This window comes from Xanthomonas citri pv. mangiferaeindicae (genome assembly GCA_002240395.1).
In the GTDB taxonomy this organism is placed as follows: Bacteria; Pseudomonadota; Gammaproteobacteria; order Xanthomonadales; family Xanthomonadaceae; genus Luteimonas; species Luteimonas citri_A.
The window spans coordinates 2,205,795-2,224,957 of sequence record CP016836.1 but is presented as its reverse complement, the minus strand read 5'-3'; the positions used below and the strand labels follow the sequence as shown (position 1 = coordinate 2,224,957).

16 protein-coding genes are annotated in these 19,163 nt (G+C 69.5%); 1 reads left to right on the top strand and 15 read right to left on the bottom strand.

What is annotated here, in order from left to right; translation table 11 throughout:
* Positions 1 to 925 precede the first annotated feature (925 nt).
* Positions 926 to 1,837, bottom strand: a complete 912-nt coding sequence (locus BEN78_09600) for a hypothetical protein (protein ID ASR43587.1) — start codon at positions 1,835 to 1,837, stop codon at positions 926 to 928.
* Here BEN78_09600 and BEN78_09595 point away from each other — a divergent pair.
* Positions 1,827 to 2,300: a hypothetical protein gene (locus BEN78_09595; GenBank protein ASR45053.1), complete on the top strand. Its 474-nt coding sequence runs from the start codon at positions 1,827 to 1,829 to the stop codon at positions 2,298 to 2,300. The genes BEN78_09600 and BEN78_09595 overlap by 11 nt on opposite strands.
* A gap of 283 nt (positions 2,301 to 2,583) precedes the next feature.
* Here the strand turns inward: BEN78_09595 and BEN78_09590 are convergent, their stop codons facing one another.
* From BEN78_09590 to BEN78_09525, 14 genes are all read right to left on the bottom strand, one after another.
* Entirely contained in the window at positions 2,584 to 3,492 is a 909-nt protein-coding gene (locus BEN78_09590) for a UDP-3-O-[3-hydroxymyristoyl] N-acetylglucosamine deacetylase (GenBank protein ASR43586.1), read from the bottom strand.
* Between the two features lie 368 nt (positions 3,493 to 3,860).
* Positions 3,861 to 5,144, bottom strand: coding sequence for a cell division protein FtsZ (locus BEN78_09585; GenBank protein ID ASR43585.1), 1,284 nt, complete (start codon positions 5,142 to 5,144; stop codon positions 3,861 to 3,863).
* Between the two features lie 212 nt (positions 5,145 to 5,356).
* On the bottom strand, positions 5,357 to 6,592 hold the full coding sequence (locus BEN78_09580) for a cell division protein FtsA (protein ASR43584.1): 1,236 nt from the start codon (positions 6,590 to 6,592) through the stop codon (positions 5,357 to 5,359).
* Positions 6,589 to 7,425: a hypothetical protein gene (locus BEN78_09575; protein ID ASR43583.1), complete on the bottom strand. Its 837-nt coding sequence runs from the start codon at positions 7,423 to 7,425 to the stop codon at positions 6,589 to 6,591. Before BEN78_09575 ends, BEN78_09580 begins: the two co-directional genes overlap by 4 nt.
* A complete protein-coding gene (locus tag BEN78_09570) occupies positions 7,422 to 8,447 on the bottom strand; it encodes a D-alanine--D-alanine ligase (protein ID ASR43582.1) in 1,026 nt (341 codons plus the stop codon). The genes BEN78_09575 and BEN78_09570 overlap by 4 nt, the downstream gene beginning before the upstream one ends.
* Positions 8,444 to 9,892: a UDP-N-acetylmuramate--L-alanine ligase gene (locus BEN78_09565; GenBank protein ID ASR43581.1), complete on the bottom strand. Its 1,449-nt coding sequence runs from the start codon at positions 9,890 to 9,892 to the stop codon at positions 8,444 to 8,446. The genes BEN78_09570 and BEN78_09565 overlap by 4 nt, the downstream gene beginning before the upstream one ends.
* Positions 9,889 to 11,235: a cell division protein FtsW gene (locus BEN78_09560; protein ASR43580.1), complete on the bottom strand. Its 1,347-nt coding sequence runs from the start codon at positions 11,233 to 11,235 to the stop codon at positions 9,889 to 9,891. The genes BEN78_09565 and BEN78_09560 overlap by 4 nt, the downstream gene beginning before the upstream one ends.
* Positions 11,235 to 12,320 (bottom strand): phospho-N-acetylmuramoyl-pentapeptide-transferase, encoded by a 1,086-nt coding sequence (locus BEN78_09555; protein ID ASR43579.1) that lies wholly within the window; start codon positions 12,318 to 12,320, stop codon positions 11,235 to 11,237. The genes BEN78_09560 and BEN78_09555 overlap by 1 nt, the downstream gene beginning before the upstream one ends.
* Complete coding sequence (locus BEN78_09550; GenBank protein ID ASR43578.1) at positions 12,310 to 13,737, bottom strand: UDP-N-acetylmuramoylalanyl-D-glutamyl-2, 6-diaminopimelate--D-alanyl-D-alanine ligase; 1,428 nt, start codon at positions 13,735 to 13,737, stop codon at positions 12,310 to 12,312. The genes BEN78_09555 and BEN78_09550 overlap by 11 nt, the downstream gene beginning before the upstream one ends.
* Positions 13,734 to 15,224 (bottom strand): UDP-N-acetylmuramoyl-L-alanyl-D-glutamate--2,6-diaminopimelate ligase, encoded by a 1,491-nt coding sequence (locus BEN78_09545; protein ASR43577.1) that lies wholly within the window; start codon positions 15,222 to 15,224, stop codon positions 13,734 to 13,736. The genes BEN78_09550 and BEN78_09545 overlap by 4 nt, the downstream gene beginning before the upstream one ends.
* On the bottom strand, positions 15,221 to 17,050 hold the full coding sequence (locus BEN78_09540; GenBank protein ID ASR43576.1) for a cell division protein: 1,830 nt from the start codon (positions 17,048 to 17,050) through the stop codon (positions 15,221 to 15,223). The genes BEN78_09545 and BEN78_09540 overlap by 4 nt, the downstream gene beginning before the upstream one ends.
* Positions 17,047 to 17,316: a cell division protein FtsL gene (locus tag BEN78_09535; GenBank protein ASR43575.1), complete on the bottom strand. Its 270-nt coding sequence runs from the start codon at positions 17,314 to 17,316 to the stop codon at positions 17,047 to 17,049. Before BEN78_09535 ends, BEN78_09540 begins: the two co-directional genes overlap by 4 nt.
* Positions 17,313 to 18,290 (bottom strand): 16S rRNA (cytosine(1402)-N(4))-methyltransferase, encoded by a 978-nt coding sequence (locus BEN78_09530; GenBank protein ASR43574.1) that lies wholly within the window; start codon positions 18,288 to 18,290, stop codon positions 17,313 to 17,315. Before BEN78_09530 ends, BEN78_09535 begins: the two co-directional genes overlap by 4 nt.
* Entirely contained in the window at positions 18,287 to 18,736 is a 450-nt protein-coding gene (locus BEN78_09525) for a cell division/cell wall cluster transcriptional repressor MraZ (protein ID ASR43573.1), read from the bottom strand. The genes BEN78_09530 and BEN78_09525 overlap by 4 nt, the downstream gene beginning before the upstream one ends.
* Positions 18,737 to 19,163: the final 427 nt, after the last annotated feature.

Sequence of the window (19,163 nt, the reverse complement as noted above, 5' to 3'; positions counted from 1 at the left end):
GCCCCAGCGAGCGCCCGGAGCGGCTGTGCCGCGGAGGGCCGGAACGAGGAGGCGCGTTTGCAAGCCACTGGCTTGCGCGCCGACGAGCGCCCGGAGCGGCTATGCCGCGCTCTAGCCCTCCCCCGCCTGCGGGGAGGGTTGGGTGGGGGCGGCCGCAGGGCGATGTCGCGGCCTTCCGTCTTGGCCGCCCAAGCCATGCCCCCACCCGACGCCTAACGGCGTCGACCTCCCCCGCACGCGGGGAGGTGTGGCGTCCTGCGACCTCACAAGCGCCCGGCCCGGCGGCTATGCCGCGCGTCAGCCCTCCCCGCGCGCGGGGAGGGTTGGGTGGGGGCGGCCGCAGGGCGATGTCGCGGCCTTCCGTCTTGGCCGCCCAAGCCATGCCCCCACCCGACGCCTAACGGCGTCGACCTCCCCCGCACGCGGGGGAGGTGTGGCGTCCTGCGACCTCACAAGCGCCCGGCCCGGCGGCTATGCCGCGCGTCAGCCCTCCCCGCGCGCGGGGGAGGGTTGGGTGGGGGCGGCCGCAGGCGATGTCGCGGCGTTCTGTCTTGGCCGCCCAAGCCCGTGCCCCCACCCGACGCCTAACGGCGTCGACCTCCCCGCACGCGGGGAGGTGTGGCGTCCGGCGACCTCGAGCGCCCGGCCCGGCGGCTGCGCCGCGCTTTAGCCCTCCCACGCCTGCGGGGGAGGGTTGGGTGGGGGCGGCCGCAGGGCGATGTCGCGGCCTTCTGTCTTGACCGCCCAAGCCCGTACCCCCACCCGACGCCTAACGGCGTCGACCTCCCCGCGCGCGGGGGAGGTGTGGCGTCCTGCGACCTCGAGCGACCGGCCCGGCGGCTATGCCGCGCGTCAGCCCTCCCCCGCCTGCGGGAAGGGTTGGGATGGGGGGCGCTTCAATTGGGTGGGGGCGGGCCCCGACCGGTTACTGCCGGCTCACACCCATGGCGCCGAGGAACTTGCGCGGGTTCTGCACCTGCCCGTTCTCCCAGACCTCGAAATGCACGTGAGCGCCGGTGGAACGGCCGGTGGAGCCGGCCTTGGCGATCTCGTCGCCGATGCGCACAAGATCGCCGACTTTCACCACGTTGCGCGAGTTGTGCGCGTAGCGGGTGACGTAGCCGTTGCCGTGGTCGACCTCGACGACGTTGCCGTAGCCGCGGCGCACGCCCGAATAGCTGACCACGCCGTCGGCGACGGTCATCACCGGATCGCCGGTGCGCGCGTCGAAGTCGATGCCCTTGTGGAACTGGCCGCCGCGGCCGAAGGGGTCGGCGCGGTACCCATAGGACGAGGTCACGAAGCTGCGGCGCACCGGCGAGCGCGACGGCAGCGCGTCGCGCTGGAGCTTGCGATCAAGCAGCAGCGCTTCGAGCACCGAGAGCTGCTGGCCCGAATGGCTCAGATCGTCCTCGAGCGCCTCCAGGCCACCGAGCAGCTTGCCGGCCGGCATGTCCTGCGCCGGCTCGGGACCGCCGACGCCCACGGTCCGGTCGAAGTCGAACTCGCCGTCCTCCATGCCGGCGCCGCGGGCAAGCCGGTCGCCAAGCGCGTTGAGACGGTTGGCCTGGGCCTGCAGTTCGCTGAGCCGGGCGGCGAGCGCATTGACCTCGCGCTGCGCCTCGCGGCGGGTCTCATCCAGGCTGCGCTCGTGCGCGGCGGCCACGCCGTGCAGGCGGGCGATCTCGGCCGAGTTCATCGCGCCGGCGGCGCACATGCCGGCCGCGGCGACCACGATCGCCATCGAGACCGGCCGGCGACGGGCCAGGATGCGGGCCCTGCGGGCCACCTGTGCGGCGACGCCGCGCATATCATTCAACAAGGTTTTGACGGTCATGGTGCCAATGTCTGATTTCCGGTCCAGATCCAAGCCATCCCGCATCGGAGCCCCGACCGCCGCGCTGGACGCAGCCCTGGATGGCACGTCGGCCGATCCGATCCGTCGGGCCATGTGGCTCGACGCGTTGGATCGCCGCCTCGTTCCCCTGCTGCCGCCGGCACTGGCGCCGCATGCGCGGCTGGCCAATGTCGATCGCCGCAGGCTGGTGTTCCTCGTCGATTCGCCCATCTGGCACGCCAGGCTGCGCCTGTCGGCCGATACGCTGCTCGACGCTGCCCGCTCCATCGGACTGGATGTCGACGACATCGTCGTCAGGACGTCGACCCAACCCCTGCGACCCGCACCCCCAGAGGTCCGCGGTGCGCTGGCCGCCCCGCCGTCGGCGGTCGCACGCGACACGCTGCGGTCAGTTCTGGCCTCGCTCCGACCGCCGGAAGGCGGCAAGGATGAGGAGGTGTGAAGTCTGTGGATCTCGCCTGCCCCCTTCATCGGCATCAAGGCCAGGTGAAGGAGAGGGGGCATCCTACCGGGCATCGCCGCCTGGGGCGTTAACCAGAAGCTAACTTTTCAGAAAGCCAAAGTTAAAAATTCGTTAGTAAAAGCACCCGACCTGAACGCTGCCGATCGAAATTGCGATCTGCGCGCGCCGTCAATGTTGCAGGTCGGTCCGCGCGCTGGGACGTGCCCGGACCATCGCCCGAAGCGGGCGGTCGATATCGGGTCGCAGCATGCGACCGGGCGATTCAGGCAGCGACTGGGGCGCCGTAGGCAACCGGGGCCGCGTCGTCCTCGGCAAAGCTGACGATTTCCCAGGCCGATCGGGTCTCGAGCAGCGCGCGCACGAGCTTGTTGTTCAGCGCGTGCCCGGACTTGTAGCCCTTGAACAGGCCCAGGATCGGGTGACCGGCCAAGTAGAGGTCGCCGACCGCATCGAGGATCTTGTGGCGCACGAACTCGTTGGCGTAGCGCAGGCCATCGTCGTTGAGCACGCGGAACTCGTCGAGCACGATGGCGTTGTCCATCGAGCCACCGAGCCCCAGGTTGCGTTCGCGCATGTATTCCAAATCGCGCATGAAACCGAAGGTGCGGGCGCGGCTGACCTCGCGGATGTAGGCCTCGGTCGAGAACTCGACCTCGGCACGCGACTGCGCCAGCGGGATGGCCGGGTGGTCGAAGGCGATGGTGAAATCGAGGCGGAAACCGTCGTAGGGCTCGAACCGCGCGATCTTGTCGCCCTCGCGCACTTCGATCGGCGACAGGATGCGGATGAAGCGCTTGGGCGCGGCCTGCTCGACCACGCCTGCCGACTGCAGCAGGAACACGAACGGGCCGGACGAGCCGTCCATGATCGGCACCTCGGCCGCGGACAGCTCGACGTACAGATTGTCCACGCCGAGTCCGGCGAGTGCGGACATCAGGTGTTCGACCGTCTGCACGTGGGCCGTGCCCAGGCTCAGGCCGGTACACAGCGTGGTCTCGGTGACGAGCCCACCCTGGGCGGGGATATCGATCACGGGGTCGAGATCGACACGCCGGAAGACGATGCCGGTATCCGGGGCGGCCGGGCGCAGCGTCAGGAACACTTTCTCGCCGCTGTGCAGGCCGACGCCTGTTGCGCGGATCACGTTCTTGATAGTGCGTTGGCGGGGCATCGGCAATCCGGGGGAGATGAAGCGCCGGCCGCGGACGCGGCAGGCAGCCGGGCGAGATTATCACGGAGACCGCTGAACCTGAACGAAGCAATTCGAGGCGGTCGCAGCGCGTGCCGCACCCGGGTCGGGCGTGGGGCCGACGCGACGCGTCGGCGCAAAAGCACGCAACAAACCGGCCCGCCGGGCATACCCGGCGGGCCAAAACGGCGCGCTGCGGACAACAGCGCGCCGATACTTGCGAGGACAACACACTGCGTTCCGCCGCACCGGGCAAGTGCGATGCGGACACAGTCACCGGCGTCAGTCGACCCGACGCCGCCAGGCCGGGCCGGCCTGTGCGGTGTCAGCCGACGACGCCAACGACAGGCTCAGTCGGCCTGCCGACGCAGGAACGCCGGGATGTCCAGGTAGCTGCTGTCGCTGCCGAAATCGGCGACCTTCGGTGCATCGCCCGCATCGCTGCGAGCCATGCCCTGCCCGGCCGAACGCGACGCGGTGGACGCCGCCGCACCGCCATTGCCGCGCAGCGAGGCCGCGATGCTGTGGCCCGGGCTGTACGGGGCCACGGCGTCGCCGTCGTCGATCAGCAGGCCGGTGGTGCCGTCGCGGACGCCACGCTGGTTGTTGCTGATCAGCTGCACCTGCGGCTTGCCGCGACCGGCGCTGTCGTGCCCGGTGCCGCGTGCCGGCGCCCGGTTGAGGCCGGTGGCGACCACGGTCACGCGGACTTCGTCCTGCATGTCCGGGTCGAGGACGGTCCCGATGACGATGGTCGCGTCCTCGCTGGCGAAGTTCTCGACCGTGCGGCCGACCTCGTCGAACTCGGCCATCGTGAAGTCGGCGCCGGCGGTGATGTTGACCAGGATGCCGTTGGCACCGGCCAGGTTGACGTCGTCGAGCAGCGGGTTCTGAATCGCGGCCTCGGCGGCGGCCTGTGCGCGGTCGTCGCCGCGGGCCAGGCCCGTGCCCATCATCGCCAGGCCCATTTCGGCCATGACGGTACGCACGTCGGCAAAGTCGACGTTGATCAGGCCCGGACGCACGATCAGGTCGGCGATGCCCTGCACCGCGCCGAGCAGCACATCGTTGGCGGCGCGGAAAGCCTGGATCATCGTGGCGTTGCGCCCGAGCACGGTGATCAGCTTTTCATTGGGGATGGTGATCAGCGAATCGCAGTGCGCCGACATCTCCTCGATGCCCTTGAGCGCAACCTGCATGCGCCGGCGGCCCTCGAACGGGAACGGCTTGGTGACCACGGCCACCGTCAGGATGCCCATTTCCTTGGCGAGCTGAGCTACGACCGGCGCTGCACCGGTGCCGGTGCCACCGCCCATGCCGGCGGTGATGAACACCATGTCGGCGCCCTGCAGCGCGTCCATGATGATCTCGCGATCCTCGAGCGCGGCCTGGCGGCCGACCTCCGGATTGGCGCCCGCGCCCAGGCCCTTGGTGACGCTGCTGCCGAGCTGCAGCTGCAGCTTGGCACCGCAATTCTTGATTGCTTGTGCGTCGGTATTGGCGGTGATGAACTCCACGCCATCGACGCTGTTGTTGACCATGTGCGCGACCGCGTTGCCGCCGCCGCCGCCGACGCCGATGACCTTGATCACCGCGTTTGGAGCCATCTTCTCGACCAATTCGAAATGTGCCATGTCCGTTGTCCTCGGTTTGGAGCCGTGATTGGTGATGCGCGATGCGTGATTCGAAGCCGCCGAATCCCGTGTCCCACACCGCCATCCGGTATTTATGTTGTTGTCGAATGTGCTGGTTACCGCTTACCGCTGTCTTCGTCGCCGCCCTGCCCTTTGCCCTTCGTTGTCGCTTTTTGAAACGCCCATTGCGCAAGTCGCGCGTGGCGGGTTCGTCAGAACTCGCCGTTGAACCACGTCTTGAGTTTCTTCAGCAGCCCGCCCGCGCGACCGGCGGAGATCACCGGGCGTCGGGGGTGCTCGATCTGGCTGCCCATCAGCAGCAGGCCCACCCCGCTGGCGTGCACCGGATTGCCGACGACCTCGCCCAGTCCGGTGACGTGCTGGGGAATCCCCACCCGCACCGGCATCTGCAGCATCTCCTCGGCCAGTTCGACGACGCCTTCCATCTTCGCCGCGCCGCCAGTGAGCACCATGCCGGCGCGCACGTGCTGCTCGAAGCCCGAGCGGCGCAGTTCGGCCTGCACCATCTCGAAGATCTCCTCGTAGCGCGCCTGCACCGCCTGCGCCAGCGACTGGCGCGGCAGCCGCCGCGGCGGCCGGTCGCCGACGCTGGGGACCTGGATCGATTCTTCGCTGGTCGCCAGCTGCGCCAGCGCGCAGGCGTAGCGGACCTTGATCTGCTCGGCTTCCGGAGTCGGCGTGCGCAGCATGTGCGCGATGTCCTCGGTGACCTTGTCGCCAGCAATCGGCAGTGATGCGGTGTGGCAGATCGCGCCCTGCACGAACACCGCCAGGTCGGTCGTGCCCGCGCCCATGTCCACCAGCACCACGCCCAGCTCGCGCTCATCGGAGGTCAGCACTGCGGTGCTGGACGCCAGCGACGACAGGATCAGGTCGTCGATCTGCAGGCCGCAGCGCTGCACGCACTTGCTGATGTTGGCCGCGGCCGACTGCGCGCACACCACCAGGTGCGCATGCACCTCCAGGCGCACGCCGGTCATGCCGACCGGATTGCGGATGCCTTCCTGCGAGTCGTCGAGCACGTACTCGCGCGGGATCGCATGCAGGATCTTCTGGTCGGCCGGGATCGCGACCGCCTTGGCCGCGTCGAGCACACGATCGAGATCCGACCAGGTCACTTCGTTGTCGCGGATCGGCACGATGCCCGGCGAGTTACGGCACTGCACGTGGTTGCCGGAGATCGAGGCGTAGACCGAGCGGATCTCGCAGCCGGCCATCAGCTCGGCTTCTTCGACCGCGCGTTGGATCGACTGCACCGTCGACTCGATGTCCACGACCACGCCGCGTTTGAGCCCACGCGACTCGTGGCTGCCGATCCCGATCACCTCGATCGGGTTGCCCGGCGAATACTCGCCGACCAGCGCCACCACTTTCGAGGTGCCGATGTCCAGTCCGACGATGAGTGTCTTGTCGCCTTTGCGGTTCATGAGAGGCCGTGAGTCGTGAGTCGTGAGTCGTGGTGAACGGGCATACCCGCCGCGTGCAGCGCCAGAGCGCGCGGCCCGCCGGATGCGGGCGCAGACGCCGTGCCCGCGGCCTCGGTGTCGGCGCTCGGCGTGCCCCAGACCAGGGCAAAGCCATTGGTGTAACGCAGGTCGGCGCGCGCCAGCGGTTCGGCGCGATTGGCGACCAGCCGCGGCAGCATCCGGGCGAAACGCGCCAGCCGGGGCACCGCTTCCTGGCTGCCGACCAGCACTTCGGTGCCGCTGGACAGGTGGATCAACCAGCTGCCGCGCGCGTCGAGCACGACGCCTTCGATCTGCTGGCCCGAGGGCCGGAACAGCTCGCGTGCCTCGTTGTAGAGCGCGACGACCTCGTTGGCGCGCGCGTCGGGACCATCGAAGCGCGGCATCGCGTCAGGCACCTCGACGCCTTCGGCCGAGAACAGCCGGCCGCGGGTCGACAGCAGCCGGTCCTCGCCCCAGCGTGCGAACGGGACATGCTCGCCGATTCGCACTTCCAACACATCGGGCCAGTGCTTGCGCACCTCGACACCGGCGACCCAGGGCAGGCGCGCGACATCGCGCCGCGCCTGCGCCAGATCCACCGCGAAGAAGCCGCGCTGTGCGTGCGGCAGCACCGTCTCGCGCACGCGGGCGACATCGACCTGCTCAAGGCCGTCGTTGATCCGCAGCACGCGCAACGGCCAGCGCTCGGCGCCGATCCAGCCCTGCATCACGGCGACGACCGGCAACGCCACCAGCACCAGCGCCAGCAGCCAGGCCAGAATCCGCGTCGTGGTGGCGAGCGCCTGGTTCATCGCGCGGCCGCCTCCGGCATCAGCGTCGATTCGAGCACGCACCAGCACAGCGCGGCATAGTCCATGCCCAGCTGCGCGGCGGCCTTGGGCACCAGCGAATGGCTGGTCATGCCCGGTGCGGTGTTCACTTCCAGCAGGTGCAGCGCGCCGGTGGCGCGATCGCGCATCACGTCGACGCGGCCCCAGCCGCTGCAACCGGCAGCGACGAACGCCTCGACCGCCAGCGCGCCGAGCCGCACCTCGTCGTCGCCGTCCTGGCCCGGGCACAGATAGCGGGTGTCGTCGGAGACGTACTTGGCCTCGTAGTCGTACCACGCGCCCTTGGGCACAATGCGGATCGACGGCAGCGCACGCGGGCCCTCGCCGGCATCGAGAATCCCGACCGTGAGCTCGTCGCCCTCGATCATCTGCTCCATCAGCAGCTCGCCGGGATAGCGCGCAGCCAGGGCGACCGCGGCGTCGAGATCGGCATCGGCAAACACCCGGCTGACGCCGACGCTCGAGCCTTCCTTCGACGGCTTGACGATGACCGGCAGGCCGAGCTCGCGCGCCGCGGCATGCACGTCGGCCGCTCTCGGCATCCTGCCTCCCGCGGCACTCGCGCATCCTTGCGCGTCGTCGCCCGGCACCAGGCGCACATAGCGCGGCGTCGGCAGGCCCAGGCTCAGCCACACCTGCTTGGTGCGGATCTTGTCCATGGTCAACGCCGAACCGAGCACGCGCGAGCCGGTGTAGGGCACGCCGAAGGCATCGAGCAGGCCCTGCACCACGCCGTTCTCGCCATCACCGCCATGCAGGATGTTGAAAACTCGGTCGAAGCGGCCAGCAACGATCGCCTCGGCAAGCGCAGGCACGCCATCGACCGCGTGCGCGTCGACACCGCGCGAGCGCAGCGCGTCGAGCACGCCTTGTCCGGACTGCAGCGAGACCTCGCGCTCCGAACCAGGACCGCCGAGCAGCACGGCGACACGGCCGAACGCAGCCGGATCGGTGATACGCGGCGCGGGCAGAATCGCGCTCATGCGGCCACCTCCGCAAAGCCGTCCTGGACCAGCCGTTGCACGGTCGCGCCGATGTCGCCAGCGCCCATCATCAGCAACAGGTCGCCGTCGCGCAGCACGTCGGGGAGCACGTCGATCAGCTCGTCAGCGGCATTGACGACCACCGGCTCGATGCGGCCACGCGCACGGATTGCGCGGGCCAGTGTCTTGGCGTCGGCGCCGGCAATCGGCGCCTCGCCGGCCGGATAGACCTCGGTCAACACCAGCGCGTCGACATCCGACAGCACACCGGCGAAATCGTCGAACAGCGCACGGGTGCGGCTGTAGCGGTGCGGCTGGAACGCGACCACCAGCCGGCGGTCGCCCCAGCCGCCGCGCGCGGCGGCGAACACCGCAGCCAGTTCGCGCGGATGGTGGCCGTAGTCGTCGACCAGCTGCACCCGGGCGCCGGTCGGCGTGACCACTTCGCCGAGCAGATTGAAGCGGCGGCCGATGCCCTCGAAGCGACCCAGCGCAGCGACGATCGCCTCGGGGGCGACGCCGAGCTGCCAGCCCACCGCAGCGGCGGCCAGTGCATTGAGCACGTTGTGGCGGCCGGGCAAGGCCAGCCGGGCTTCGACACGCACGTTCTCGGGCAGGCACAGCGTGAACTGCATCGCCGCGCCGTCCTGGCGGACATTCTCGGCGCGCACGTCCGCCTCGTCCGACAGGCCATAGGTCATCATGTGCCGCGGCACGCTCTGCGCGAGCCGGGCGACTTCGGGATCGTCGATGCACAGCACCGACAGCCCGTAGAACGGCAGCCGGTGCAGGAATTCGGTGAAGGCATCCTGGACCCGGGCGAAGTCGCCGCCGTAGTTCTCCAGGTGGTCGGCATCGATATTGGTGACGATCGCGACCAGCGGGTTGAGCCGCAGAAAGCTGCCGTCGCTCTCATCGGCCTCGGCGACCAGCCAGTCGCCGCTGCCCAGGCGGGCATTGGCGCCGGCGGCGAGCAGTTGCCCGCCGACGACGAAGGTCGGGTCCAGGCCACCCTCGGCGAGCACGCTGGCGGTGAGCGAGGTCGTCGTGGTCTTGCCGTGGGTGCCGGCGACCGCGATGCCGCGGCGGAAACGCATCAGCTCGGCGAGCATTTCGGCACGCGGCACGATCGGGATGCGCTGCGCGCGCGCCTCCATCAACTCCGGGTTGTCGGCGCGGATCGCACTGGACACGACGATGCAGTCGGTGCCCAACACGTTGGCCGCCGCGTGGCCGCGGTGCACGGTCGCGCCCAGACGGGCGAGCCGGCGGGTCGCCGCGCTGTCGGCGGTGTCCGAACCCGAAACCTTGTAGCCGAGCGTGACCAGCACCTCGGCGATGCCGCTCATGCCGGTGCCGCCGATGCCGACGAAATGCACGCGCGAGAAGACCTTCGCGAAGTCTTCCTTCGACAGGCCACGGGTCTGGTGCAGGCGACGGATCATGCGTGGCTCCTGCCGCCGAAGCTCGGCTCGACGCGCTGCTGCAGACGGCTGGTGCCGCGCTTGGCGGTCGCCGGCGGCACGGGCAGCGGCGGTTGATGGGTGGGGGGCATCGGGCCGGCCGGCGTCGGTGCTGGCGCGGCGGCATCGCCGCGCAGCCGGGCGACCTGGCGCTGGGCGCGGTCGAGTTCGTAGGACACGCGCAGCAGCAGCCCGAACGCGACGCAGGTCATCATCACGCTCGAACCGCCCGAGGACACCAGCGGCAGGGTCAGGCCCTTGGTCGGCAGCAGGCCGAGGTTCACGCCGATCGAGACCAGGCTCTGCAGACCGATCATCAACGCGACGCCGAATGCGCAGTAGCCGGCGAAGTGGCGACGCATCTCCACGCACTTCAGGCCGATCCACAGCGCGCGACCGACCAGCGCGACGAACAGGCCGACGACCAGGCACACGCCCAGGAAGCCCAGTTCCTCGGCCAGCACCGAGAAGATGAAGTCGGTATGCGCTTCGGGCAGGTAGGAGAGCTTCTGCACCGACGCGCCCAGACCGACCCCGGAGAACTCGCCGCGCCCGACCGCCATCAGCGCATTGCTGAGCTGGTAGCCGGCGCCCAGCTGGTCTTCCCAGGGGTTCATGAACGAGGTGATGCGGCGTAGCCGGTAGGGCTCCATGACCGCGACCGCGACCACCGCCGGCAGCAGCAGCAGCACCGGCAGCATCATGCGCTTGAGGTGGCCGCCACCGAGCACGAGCATGCCGGCGGTCACGCCCAGCAGCAGCATCGACGAGCCGAAGTCGGGCTGCAGCAGCAGCAGACCGACCAGCACCACGGCCACGCCGATCGGCTTGAGCATCGCGCCCCAGGTGGCGTTGACCTCGTCGCGGAACCGCACCAGGTAGCTGGCCAGCCAGACGATGTAGATGACCTTGACCGCCTCGACGACCTGGAAATTGGAAATACCCAGGTTGATCCAGCGGTGCGCGCCATTGACCGAACGCCCCAACCCCGGCACGAACACCAGCAGCAGCAGGCCCGCGCACATCAGCAGCACGAAGCGGTCGTACTTCTCGATGGTCTTGAGCTCGGTGCGCATCACTGCGAACGCCAGGCCCAGCCCCAAGCCGATGAACATGAAGTGGCGGCTGAGGAAGTAGTACCGCCCCACCCCCATGTCCTCGCCGACGGCGATCGAACTCGACGCGACCATGATCACGCCCAGCGTCGCGATCGCGACCATGATCCCGACCAGCCACGGGTCGAACCGACCGTGGATCTCGTCGAGCCGGGTCGCCTGGCGGGCGCCGAAGCTGTCGTGGAGTGCGGTGTCGTGGACGCGGGCCATCAGCGCACCTTCAACGTGGCGAGACCGACGAGGACCAGGATCACCGAGATGATCCAGAAGCGAACGATCACCCGCGGCTCGGGCCAGCCCTTGAGCTCGAAGTGATGGTGGATCGGCGCCATGCGGAACACGCGCTTGCCGGTCAGCTTGAAGCTGGCCACCTGGATCATCACCGACAGCGTTTCGATGACGAAGATGCCGCCCATGATCACCAGCACCAGTTCCTGGCGCACGATCACTGCCATCGTGCCGAGCACCGCGCCGAGTGCGAGCGCGCCGATGTCGCCCATGAACACCATCGCCGGATAGGTGTTGAACCACAGAAAGCCCAGGCCCGCGCCGGCGATCGCCGCGCAGATGATCACCAGTTCGCCGGCGCCGGGCACCTGCGGGATCTGCAGATAGCTGGAGAACACCGCGTTGCCGGAGGCGTAGGCGAACACGCCCATGCCGCAAGCGACCAGCACCGTTGGCATGATCGCCAGCCCATCGAGGCCGTCGGTCAGATTGACCGCGTTGGAGAAGCCGACGATCCAGAAGTAGGCGATCGCCACAAAGCTGATACCCGCCAGCGGCAGCGCGATCGACTTGAACAGCGGCAGGTAGAACGTGGTCGCCGCCGGCACGTCCGCGTACAGATACAAGTACAGGCCGGCCGCCAGGCCGAACACCGACTGCAGCAGGTACTTCCAGCGCGATTTCAGACCGTTGGGATCGCGGTGCACGATCTTGATCCAGTCGTCGTACCAGCCGATCGCGCCGAAGGCGACCATCACCGCCATCACCAGCCACACGTACTTGTTGCGCAGGTCGCCCCACAGCAACACCGCCGCCAGCACGGTGATCAGGATCAGCGCACCGCCCATCGTCGGCGTACCGGCCTTGGAGAAGTGCGTCTGCGGACCGTCCTGGCGGATCGGCTGCCCCCCCTTGTACTGCGCCAGCTTGCGGATCACCGCCGGGCCCAGCCACAACGACAACGACAGCGAGGTCAGCGCCGCCAGGATGCCGCGGAAGGTGAGGTATTCGAACAGACCGAAGAAGTCCTCGAACCCCTGCAGCCAGCGGGCGAGTTCAAGCAGCATCGTGGGTTCCTTGCGCGTCGAGCAGTGCGGCGACCGTCCGGTCCATCGCACTGCCCCGGGATCCCTTGACCAGGATCGTGAGGGCCGGTCGGTCGTCCGTGGAAGACCGCGTGTCGTGAGCCGAGGCGCTGGCATCCAGGTCGCGGACCAGGGCCTGGGCGAGCGCAGCGTGGGTGTCGAAGCGCTGCGCGCCGTCGCCGAAGGCGTCGGCCGCGTGCGCGGCCAACGGTCCGAGTGCGTAGAGCGCAGCGATGCCGGCAGCCTTGGCGCGCAGCCCGGCCTGCGCATGCATCGCAGCGCCGTCGGCGCCGAGTTCGCGCATGTCGCCCAGTACCAGCCAGCGCGTGCCCGGCATGGTCGTCAGGGTCTCGATCGCGGCGTGCAGCGAGCCGGGATTGGCGTTGTAGCTGTCGTCGATCAGGGCCGCGCCACTGGACAGGCGATGTAGGGCCAGCCGGCCGGACACCGCCTGCGCTGCTTGCAGCCCATCGACGATCGTCGCCAGCGGCACGCCGGCCGCCAGCGCGATCGTGGCCGCAGCCAGCGCATTGCGCACGTTGTGGCGGCCGGCCAACGGCAGCGCAACCGGCGCCTCGCCAGCGGGCGTGATCAGCTGGAAGCGGGTGCCGGCCGCGTCGGGACGGATGGCGCGGGCGACCACGTCGGCCGTGGCCTCGATGCCGAAGCGCAGCAGGCGGCGCCCGTGGGCGCGCTGCGCGAAATACGGCGCGAACGCATCGTCGGCATTGATGACCGCGGTGCCGTCGGCAGGCAGCGCGTCGTAGACCGCGGCCTTGGTGTCGGCGATGCCCAGCAGGCTGCCCATGCGCTCCAGGTGCGCCGGCGCGACGTTGTTGACCAGGGCAATGCGCGGGCGCGCGATCGCGGTCAGATAGGCGATGTCGCCCGGCTGCCCGGCGCCCATTTCGTAGACGGCGAACATGGCGTCCTCGGGCGCATCGAGGATCGACAGCGGCAGGCCGATCTCGTTGTTGAGGTTTCCGGGGTTGAAGCAGGTCGCGGCATGCCGGCGCAGGATCTCGACCGTCAGCTGCTTGACGCTGGTCTTGCCGTTGCTGCCGGTGATCGCGACGACCTGCGCGACCCGCGCACGCTGGACCGCCGTGGCCAGTGCGCCGAGCGCGGTCTGCGGGTCGGCGACGACGATCTGCGGCAGCGCCAGGTCGAGCGGACGGGCGACGAGCGCGGCGCGCACACCCAGCTCGGCAGCGCGCGCGACGTGCGCGTGGCCATCGAAGTTCTCGCCGCGCAGCGCGACGAACAGACGCGCACGCGGGTCCGTGGCGTCGAGCCGGCGGGTGTCGGTGACGACGGCCTTGATCTGCACGCCGTCGTCGGCGCCCTGCAGGCGGCCGTTGACCAGCGCGGCGATCCGGGTGAGCGACAGCGGCGTCATCGTGCGCCCTCCGTCCCGCGCGCAGCCAGCGCGGCCTGCGCGACCTGCCGGTCGTCGAAGGGATGCTGCACGCCGTCGATCTCCTGGTAGGGCTCGTGTCCCTTGCCGGCGATCAACACGATGTCACCGGGCTCGGCCTCGGCGATCGCCTGCGCGATCGCGCGGCCGCGGTCGCGCTGCACACGGACCGTGTCGGCGCGTTCGAAACCGGCGAGGATGTCGGCGACGATGGCATCGCCATTCTCGCGGCGCGGATTGTCGTCGGTGACGATCACCCGATCGGCATGGGCCTCGGCGATCGCCGCCATCTGCGCGCGCTTGCCGGTGTCGCGTTCGCCACCGCAGCCGAACACGCAGGTCAGTCGGCCGCGCAGATGACCGCGCAGCGACTGCAACGCCTGCTGCAGCGGATCGGGCTTGTGCGAGTAGTCGACGACCACCAGCGGCTGCGTATCGCCGCCACCGAAGCGGTTCATGCGGCCGGCGATGGGCTGCAGCACGCCGAGCGCGCGCACGATCTGCGCCGGCGCCTGGCCGAGCGCGGCGAGCACGCCGGCGACGGCCAGCAGGTTGTCGACATTGAAGCGGCCCAGCAGCGGCGAGCGCACCGTCAGCCGTTCGCCACCGATGCGCAGCGAGAACGCGATGCCGTCGGCATCGAGCGCGACATCGGACGCGGCGATGTCGGCATCGGCCGCGCCGGCGGCGCTGACGCGGATCGCGCGTACGGCAGTATCGAGCCGCGCCGGCAGTGTGGCGCCGAACGGATCGTCGACATTGATTACCGCGGCCTTGAGGCCCGGACGCATGAACAGCTTGGCCTTCGCCTCGCCGTAGCCGGCCATGTCGCCGTGGTAGTCGAGGTGGTCGCGGGTGAGGTTGGTGAACACCGCGACATCGAAATGCACTGCATCGACACGGCCCTGGTCGAGCGCGTGCGAGCTGACTTCCATCGCCACCGCCTGCGCACCGTCGTCGCGCAACTGCGCCAGCAACGCATGGGTCTGCAGCACCAGCGGCGTGGTGAAGCCAGTCGGGGCGACCGCGCCGTGCAGGCCGGCGCCGAGCGTGCCGATGGTGCCGGCGCGCGTGCCCGAGGCCTCCAGCGCCTGCGCCAGCAGCTGCACCGTGGAGGTCTTGCCGCTGGTACCTGTGACGCCGACCATCGTCATCGCCCGCGAGGGCTGACCGTGGAAGGTATCGGCCATCGCGCCCATGCGGTCGCGCAGGCCCGCCACGGCGATCGCATCGGCCGGCAGCGTCTCGATCTCGGCCGGGACCGGCGGCTCGAACAGCACCGCGTTGGCGCCCGCGGCCTTGGCCTGGGCGGCGAAATGCAGGCCGTGCGTGCCGAAGCCGCCGATCGCGACGAAGGCATCGCCCGGCCGCAGCGCGCGGCTGTCCTGCACCAGGCCGGTGATGACGGTGTCGGCCGGCACGGTGGCGACGTCGGGCAGCAGTTCGGACAACGGCATCGCGCGGCTCATCGCGGCGTCCCCGTCGTCGTCGCCTGCGCAGCGGCCGGCGTGCGCCCGTGCTCGCGTGCGAGCTTGGCCTCGTTGGCGGCCTGCGCGGCCAACCAGGTCTCGATGTCGTCGGGCGGCACGTCCATCAGCCGCAATGCACCATCCATGACCCGCTTGAACACCGGCGCGGAGACGTAGCCGCCGCCGTAGGTCGATCCGCCCTTGGAGGTGTCGGGATCGTCGATGACCACGACCATTGCAAAGCGCGGATCGGCCACCGGCACCAGGCCGGCGAAGAACGCGAGATAGCGCCGGGCGTACCCGCCGCCGCTGGCCTTGCGCGCGGTGCCCGACTTGCCGGCGACGTGGTAGCCCAGGATCGCCGCGCGGGTGCCGGTGCCGCCGGGCTCGGTGACCGTCTGCATCATCCGCACCACTTCGTCGGCGACCTTCGCCGACAGCACCTGGCGCGGCTCGCCGGCACCGCCCTTGACGAAGGTCGGCGGCAGCGCGCGGCCGTGGTTGCCCAGCGTGGCGTAGGCGTGCGCGATCTGCATCGGCGTCACCGACAGGCCATAGCCGTAGGACATGCCCTGCTTGGTGGTGCCGCTCCAGCGCGAAGGGTCCGGGAACAGGCCGGCCGCCTCGCCGGGGAAGCCGCTACCGGTGCTGCGGCCGTAGCCGAAGCTGCGCACGAAATCGTAGAAGTACTGGCTGTCGAGCTTGTGCACGACCATCGCCGAGCCCACGTTGGAGCTCTTGGTGATGATGCCGGTGGTGTCGAGCACACCGTAATTGCGGAAGTCGCTGGTCTTGAAGCGCCCGTTGGGAATCCAGCCCGGGCTGGTGTTGAAGGTGCTGGTCGGCGTGATGACACCCTTCTCCAGCGCCGCGGCGATCGTGATCGGCTTCATCGTCGAGCCGGGCTCGAGCAGGTCGGTCACCGCGCGGTTGCGGTGGGCGTCGCGGTTTTCGCCGGTCACGCGGTTATTGTTGTAGGTCGGCAGGTTGGCCATCGCCAGCACCTCGCCGGTCGCCACTTCGAGGATCACGATCGAACCGGCACTGGCGCCGGTTTCCTCAATCGCGCGCCGCAGCTCGCGATGGGCCAGGAACTGGATGCGGCGGTCGATGCTCAGCACCAGGTCCTTGCCCGGCTCGGCGGCGCGGACCAGGTTCACGTGCTCGACGATGCGGCCGTGCCGGTCGCGGATCACGTTCTGCGCGCCAGGGGTGCCGGTCAACCAGTCGTCGAACGCCAGCTCGATGCCTTCCTGGCCGCGGTCGTCGATATTGGTGAAGCCGAGCACGTGCGAGACCGCCTCGCCCTGCGGGTAGAAGCGGCGGTATTCGCGCTGCGAGAACACACCGGGAATGCCGAGGTCGAGCACGCGCTTGGCCGTCGACGGACTGATCCGGCGATGGCGCGGCACGTACATGAACTCCTTGTCGGCCCGCTGCGAGACCGCGCGCGACAGCTCTTCGAGCGGCAGGCCGGTCGCCTCGGCCAGTTCGGGCAGGCGGTCGGGATGCTTGCTCAGTTCCTGCGGGTTGATCCACAGCGACTCGACCGGCGAGGAAATCGCCAGCGGCTCGCCGTTGCGGTCGGTGATCATGCCGCGCGAGGCCGGGATCGGGATTTCGCGGCGGAAGCGCGCGTCGGCCTTCTGCTGATAGAAGGCGTTGTCGATCAGTTGCAGGTCGACTGCGCGGCCGACCAGCGCCACCGCGCCCAGGCCCAGCGCACCGCCGACCAGCATCAGCCGCAGACGCAGGTCGAACTGCGCGCGCTTGCGCGGCTTTTTGGCGTGGCCGTCGCCGGCCTTGATGAACCTGCCGAGTTTCATGGCCGCACCACCACGATTTCGGCGGTCTCGGGGAAGCGCATGCCCAGGCGCTCGCGCGCGACCTGGTCGACGCGGTTGCTCATCGCCCAGGTGGCCTGCTCGAGCTGCAGACGGCCGAAATCGACGTTGAGTTCGTCGCGCGCGCGCTCGAGCCGGGTCAGCTGGATGTACAGCTGGCGATAGTCGTGACGCGCGTGCACCACGCCGATCGCGGTGATCACGTTGGCAGCCAGCAGCAGGGCGACGACGAGGTGGCGCAGCTTCATGCGGCCTCCCCGTGCACGGTCGGAAGCTTCTCGGCCACGCGCAGCACGGCGCTGCGCGCGCGCGGGTTGTCGTGCAGCTCGGCGGCGTCGGCCTTGGTGGCATCGGCAACGATGCGCAGCGCCGGCACGAAGGCCTGCGCTTCGGGCAGGCGGCGATTGCCGGCCGGCGCCTTGGCATGGCGTGCGATGAAGCGCTTGACGATGCGGTCCTCGAGCGAATGGAAGCTGATCACCGCCAGCCGCCCGCCCGGTGCCAGCGCGTCGAGCGCGGCATCCAGACCCGTCTCGAGATCGGCCAGTTCGCGATTGACGTGAATTCGGATCGCCTGGAACGAGCGCGTCGCCGGATGGGTCTCGCGCTGGCCGCGCTGCGGCTTGGCGCGCGGCACGTTCGCGGCGATGACCGCCGCCAGGTCCGCGGTGCGCTCGAATGGGGTCTGCGTGCGCCGGGCGACGAGCGCGCGCGCGATGCGCCGGCTCATGCGCTCCTCGCCGTAGGTCCACAGCACGTCGGCGATCTCGGCCTCGGCGGCCCGCGCCACCCACTGCGCAGCGCTTTCGCCAGCGTCCGGATCCATGCGCATGTCCAGCGGGCCGTCCTTGCCGAAGCTGAAGCCGCGATCGGCGACATCGAGCTGCGGCGACGACACGCCCAGGTCGAACAGCACGCCGTCAAGCGGCGCCTGCACCACGGCGTCCCACTCGGAGAGCGCAGCGAAGCTGCCGCGGCGGATGGCCACGCGCGCGTCGGCGCCGAAGCGCGCCTGGGCCACTGCGATCGCGTCGGGATCCTTGTCCATCAGCAGCAGTCGACCTCCGGGGCCAAGGCGTTCGAGGACGCCGCCGGCGTGACCGCCGCGTCCGAACGTGCCGTCCAGGTACCGCCCGTCTTCACGTACACGCAGGCCCTCGAGGACTTGCGCATACAACACCGGGAGGTGGCCGGACGTGGCATCCGCACCACCGCCCGTCACAACTGCAGTCCGACCAGGTCGTCACCGTCCATGTCCGCGTCGCTGAGCGTCTGCCGGATCTGGGCCTGGTGCGCCTGCTCGCTCCAGAGTTCGAATTTGTCCCCCATGCCCACCAGCACCGCCTTGCGCTCAATGCCGACGGTCGTGCGTTGGCTGGCGGGGATGCTGATGCGGCCGTTGCCGTCGGGCTCGACGACCATCGCCGCGCCGACCAGCTTGAGCTGGAGGGTGCGGTTGGTGGAGCGGGTGCGCGGCAACGCGTTGACCTTGTCGCGGACGCCTTCCCACACCTTGTAGGGGTAGAGATAGAGGCTGCCGGCGTCGAAGGGGTTGTAGGTCAGCACCAGGCGGTTGTCGCACTCACGCGCGACGACGTCCCGATAGGCGGTGGGAATCGCCAGTCGGCCCTTGTCGTCGATGGTGATGGCGGTTTCGCCCTGGAACACGTCCGTCCTACCTCGTGGCGCCCGTCTTAGGCGGGCTTGTGCGCCGGAAAACCACGAAATCCCAGGTTTCCCCACGTGTCGCCACCTTAGGAGTGCGTCTACGGGTTGTCAACAGCTTTGTACGGCGCTTTTCACCTGTCCGGTCAATGACTTGCGTCACTCTTCAGAGACTTGTTCAAGCTTTATCCACAACCATCTGTTTCGTCTCAAATTTTGAGAATGCGTCACTTTTGGACCTGAACGGCACCGTCACGCGGCCTTTACGGAATCGTCATGTTGCAACGCAGCAGATGCAGGCCGATCACCGAGGTGCGACGGGTTGACGCGCAGAAATGTCGCGTTTGTCTCACCTAAGCGACGAGAGCCCCGCCCCCAATCCCGCCCCCACCCGCGCGCTGCGCGCGCGACCTCCCCCGCGGTGCGGGGA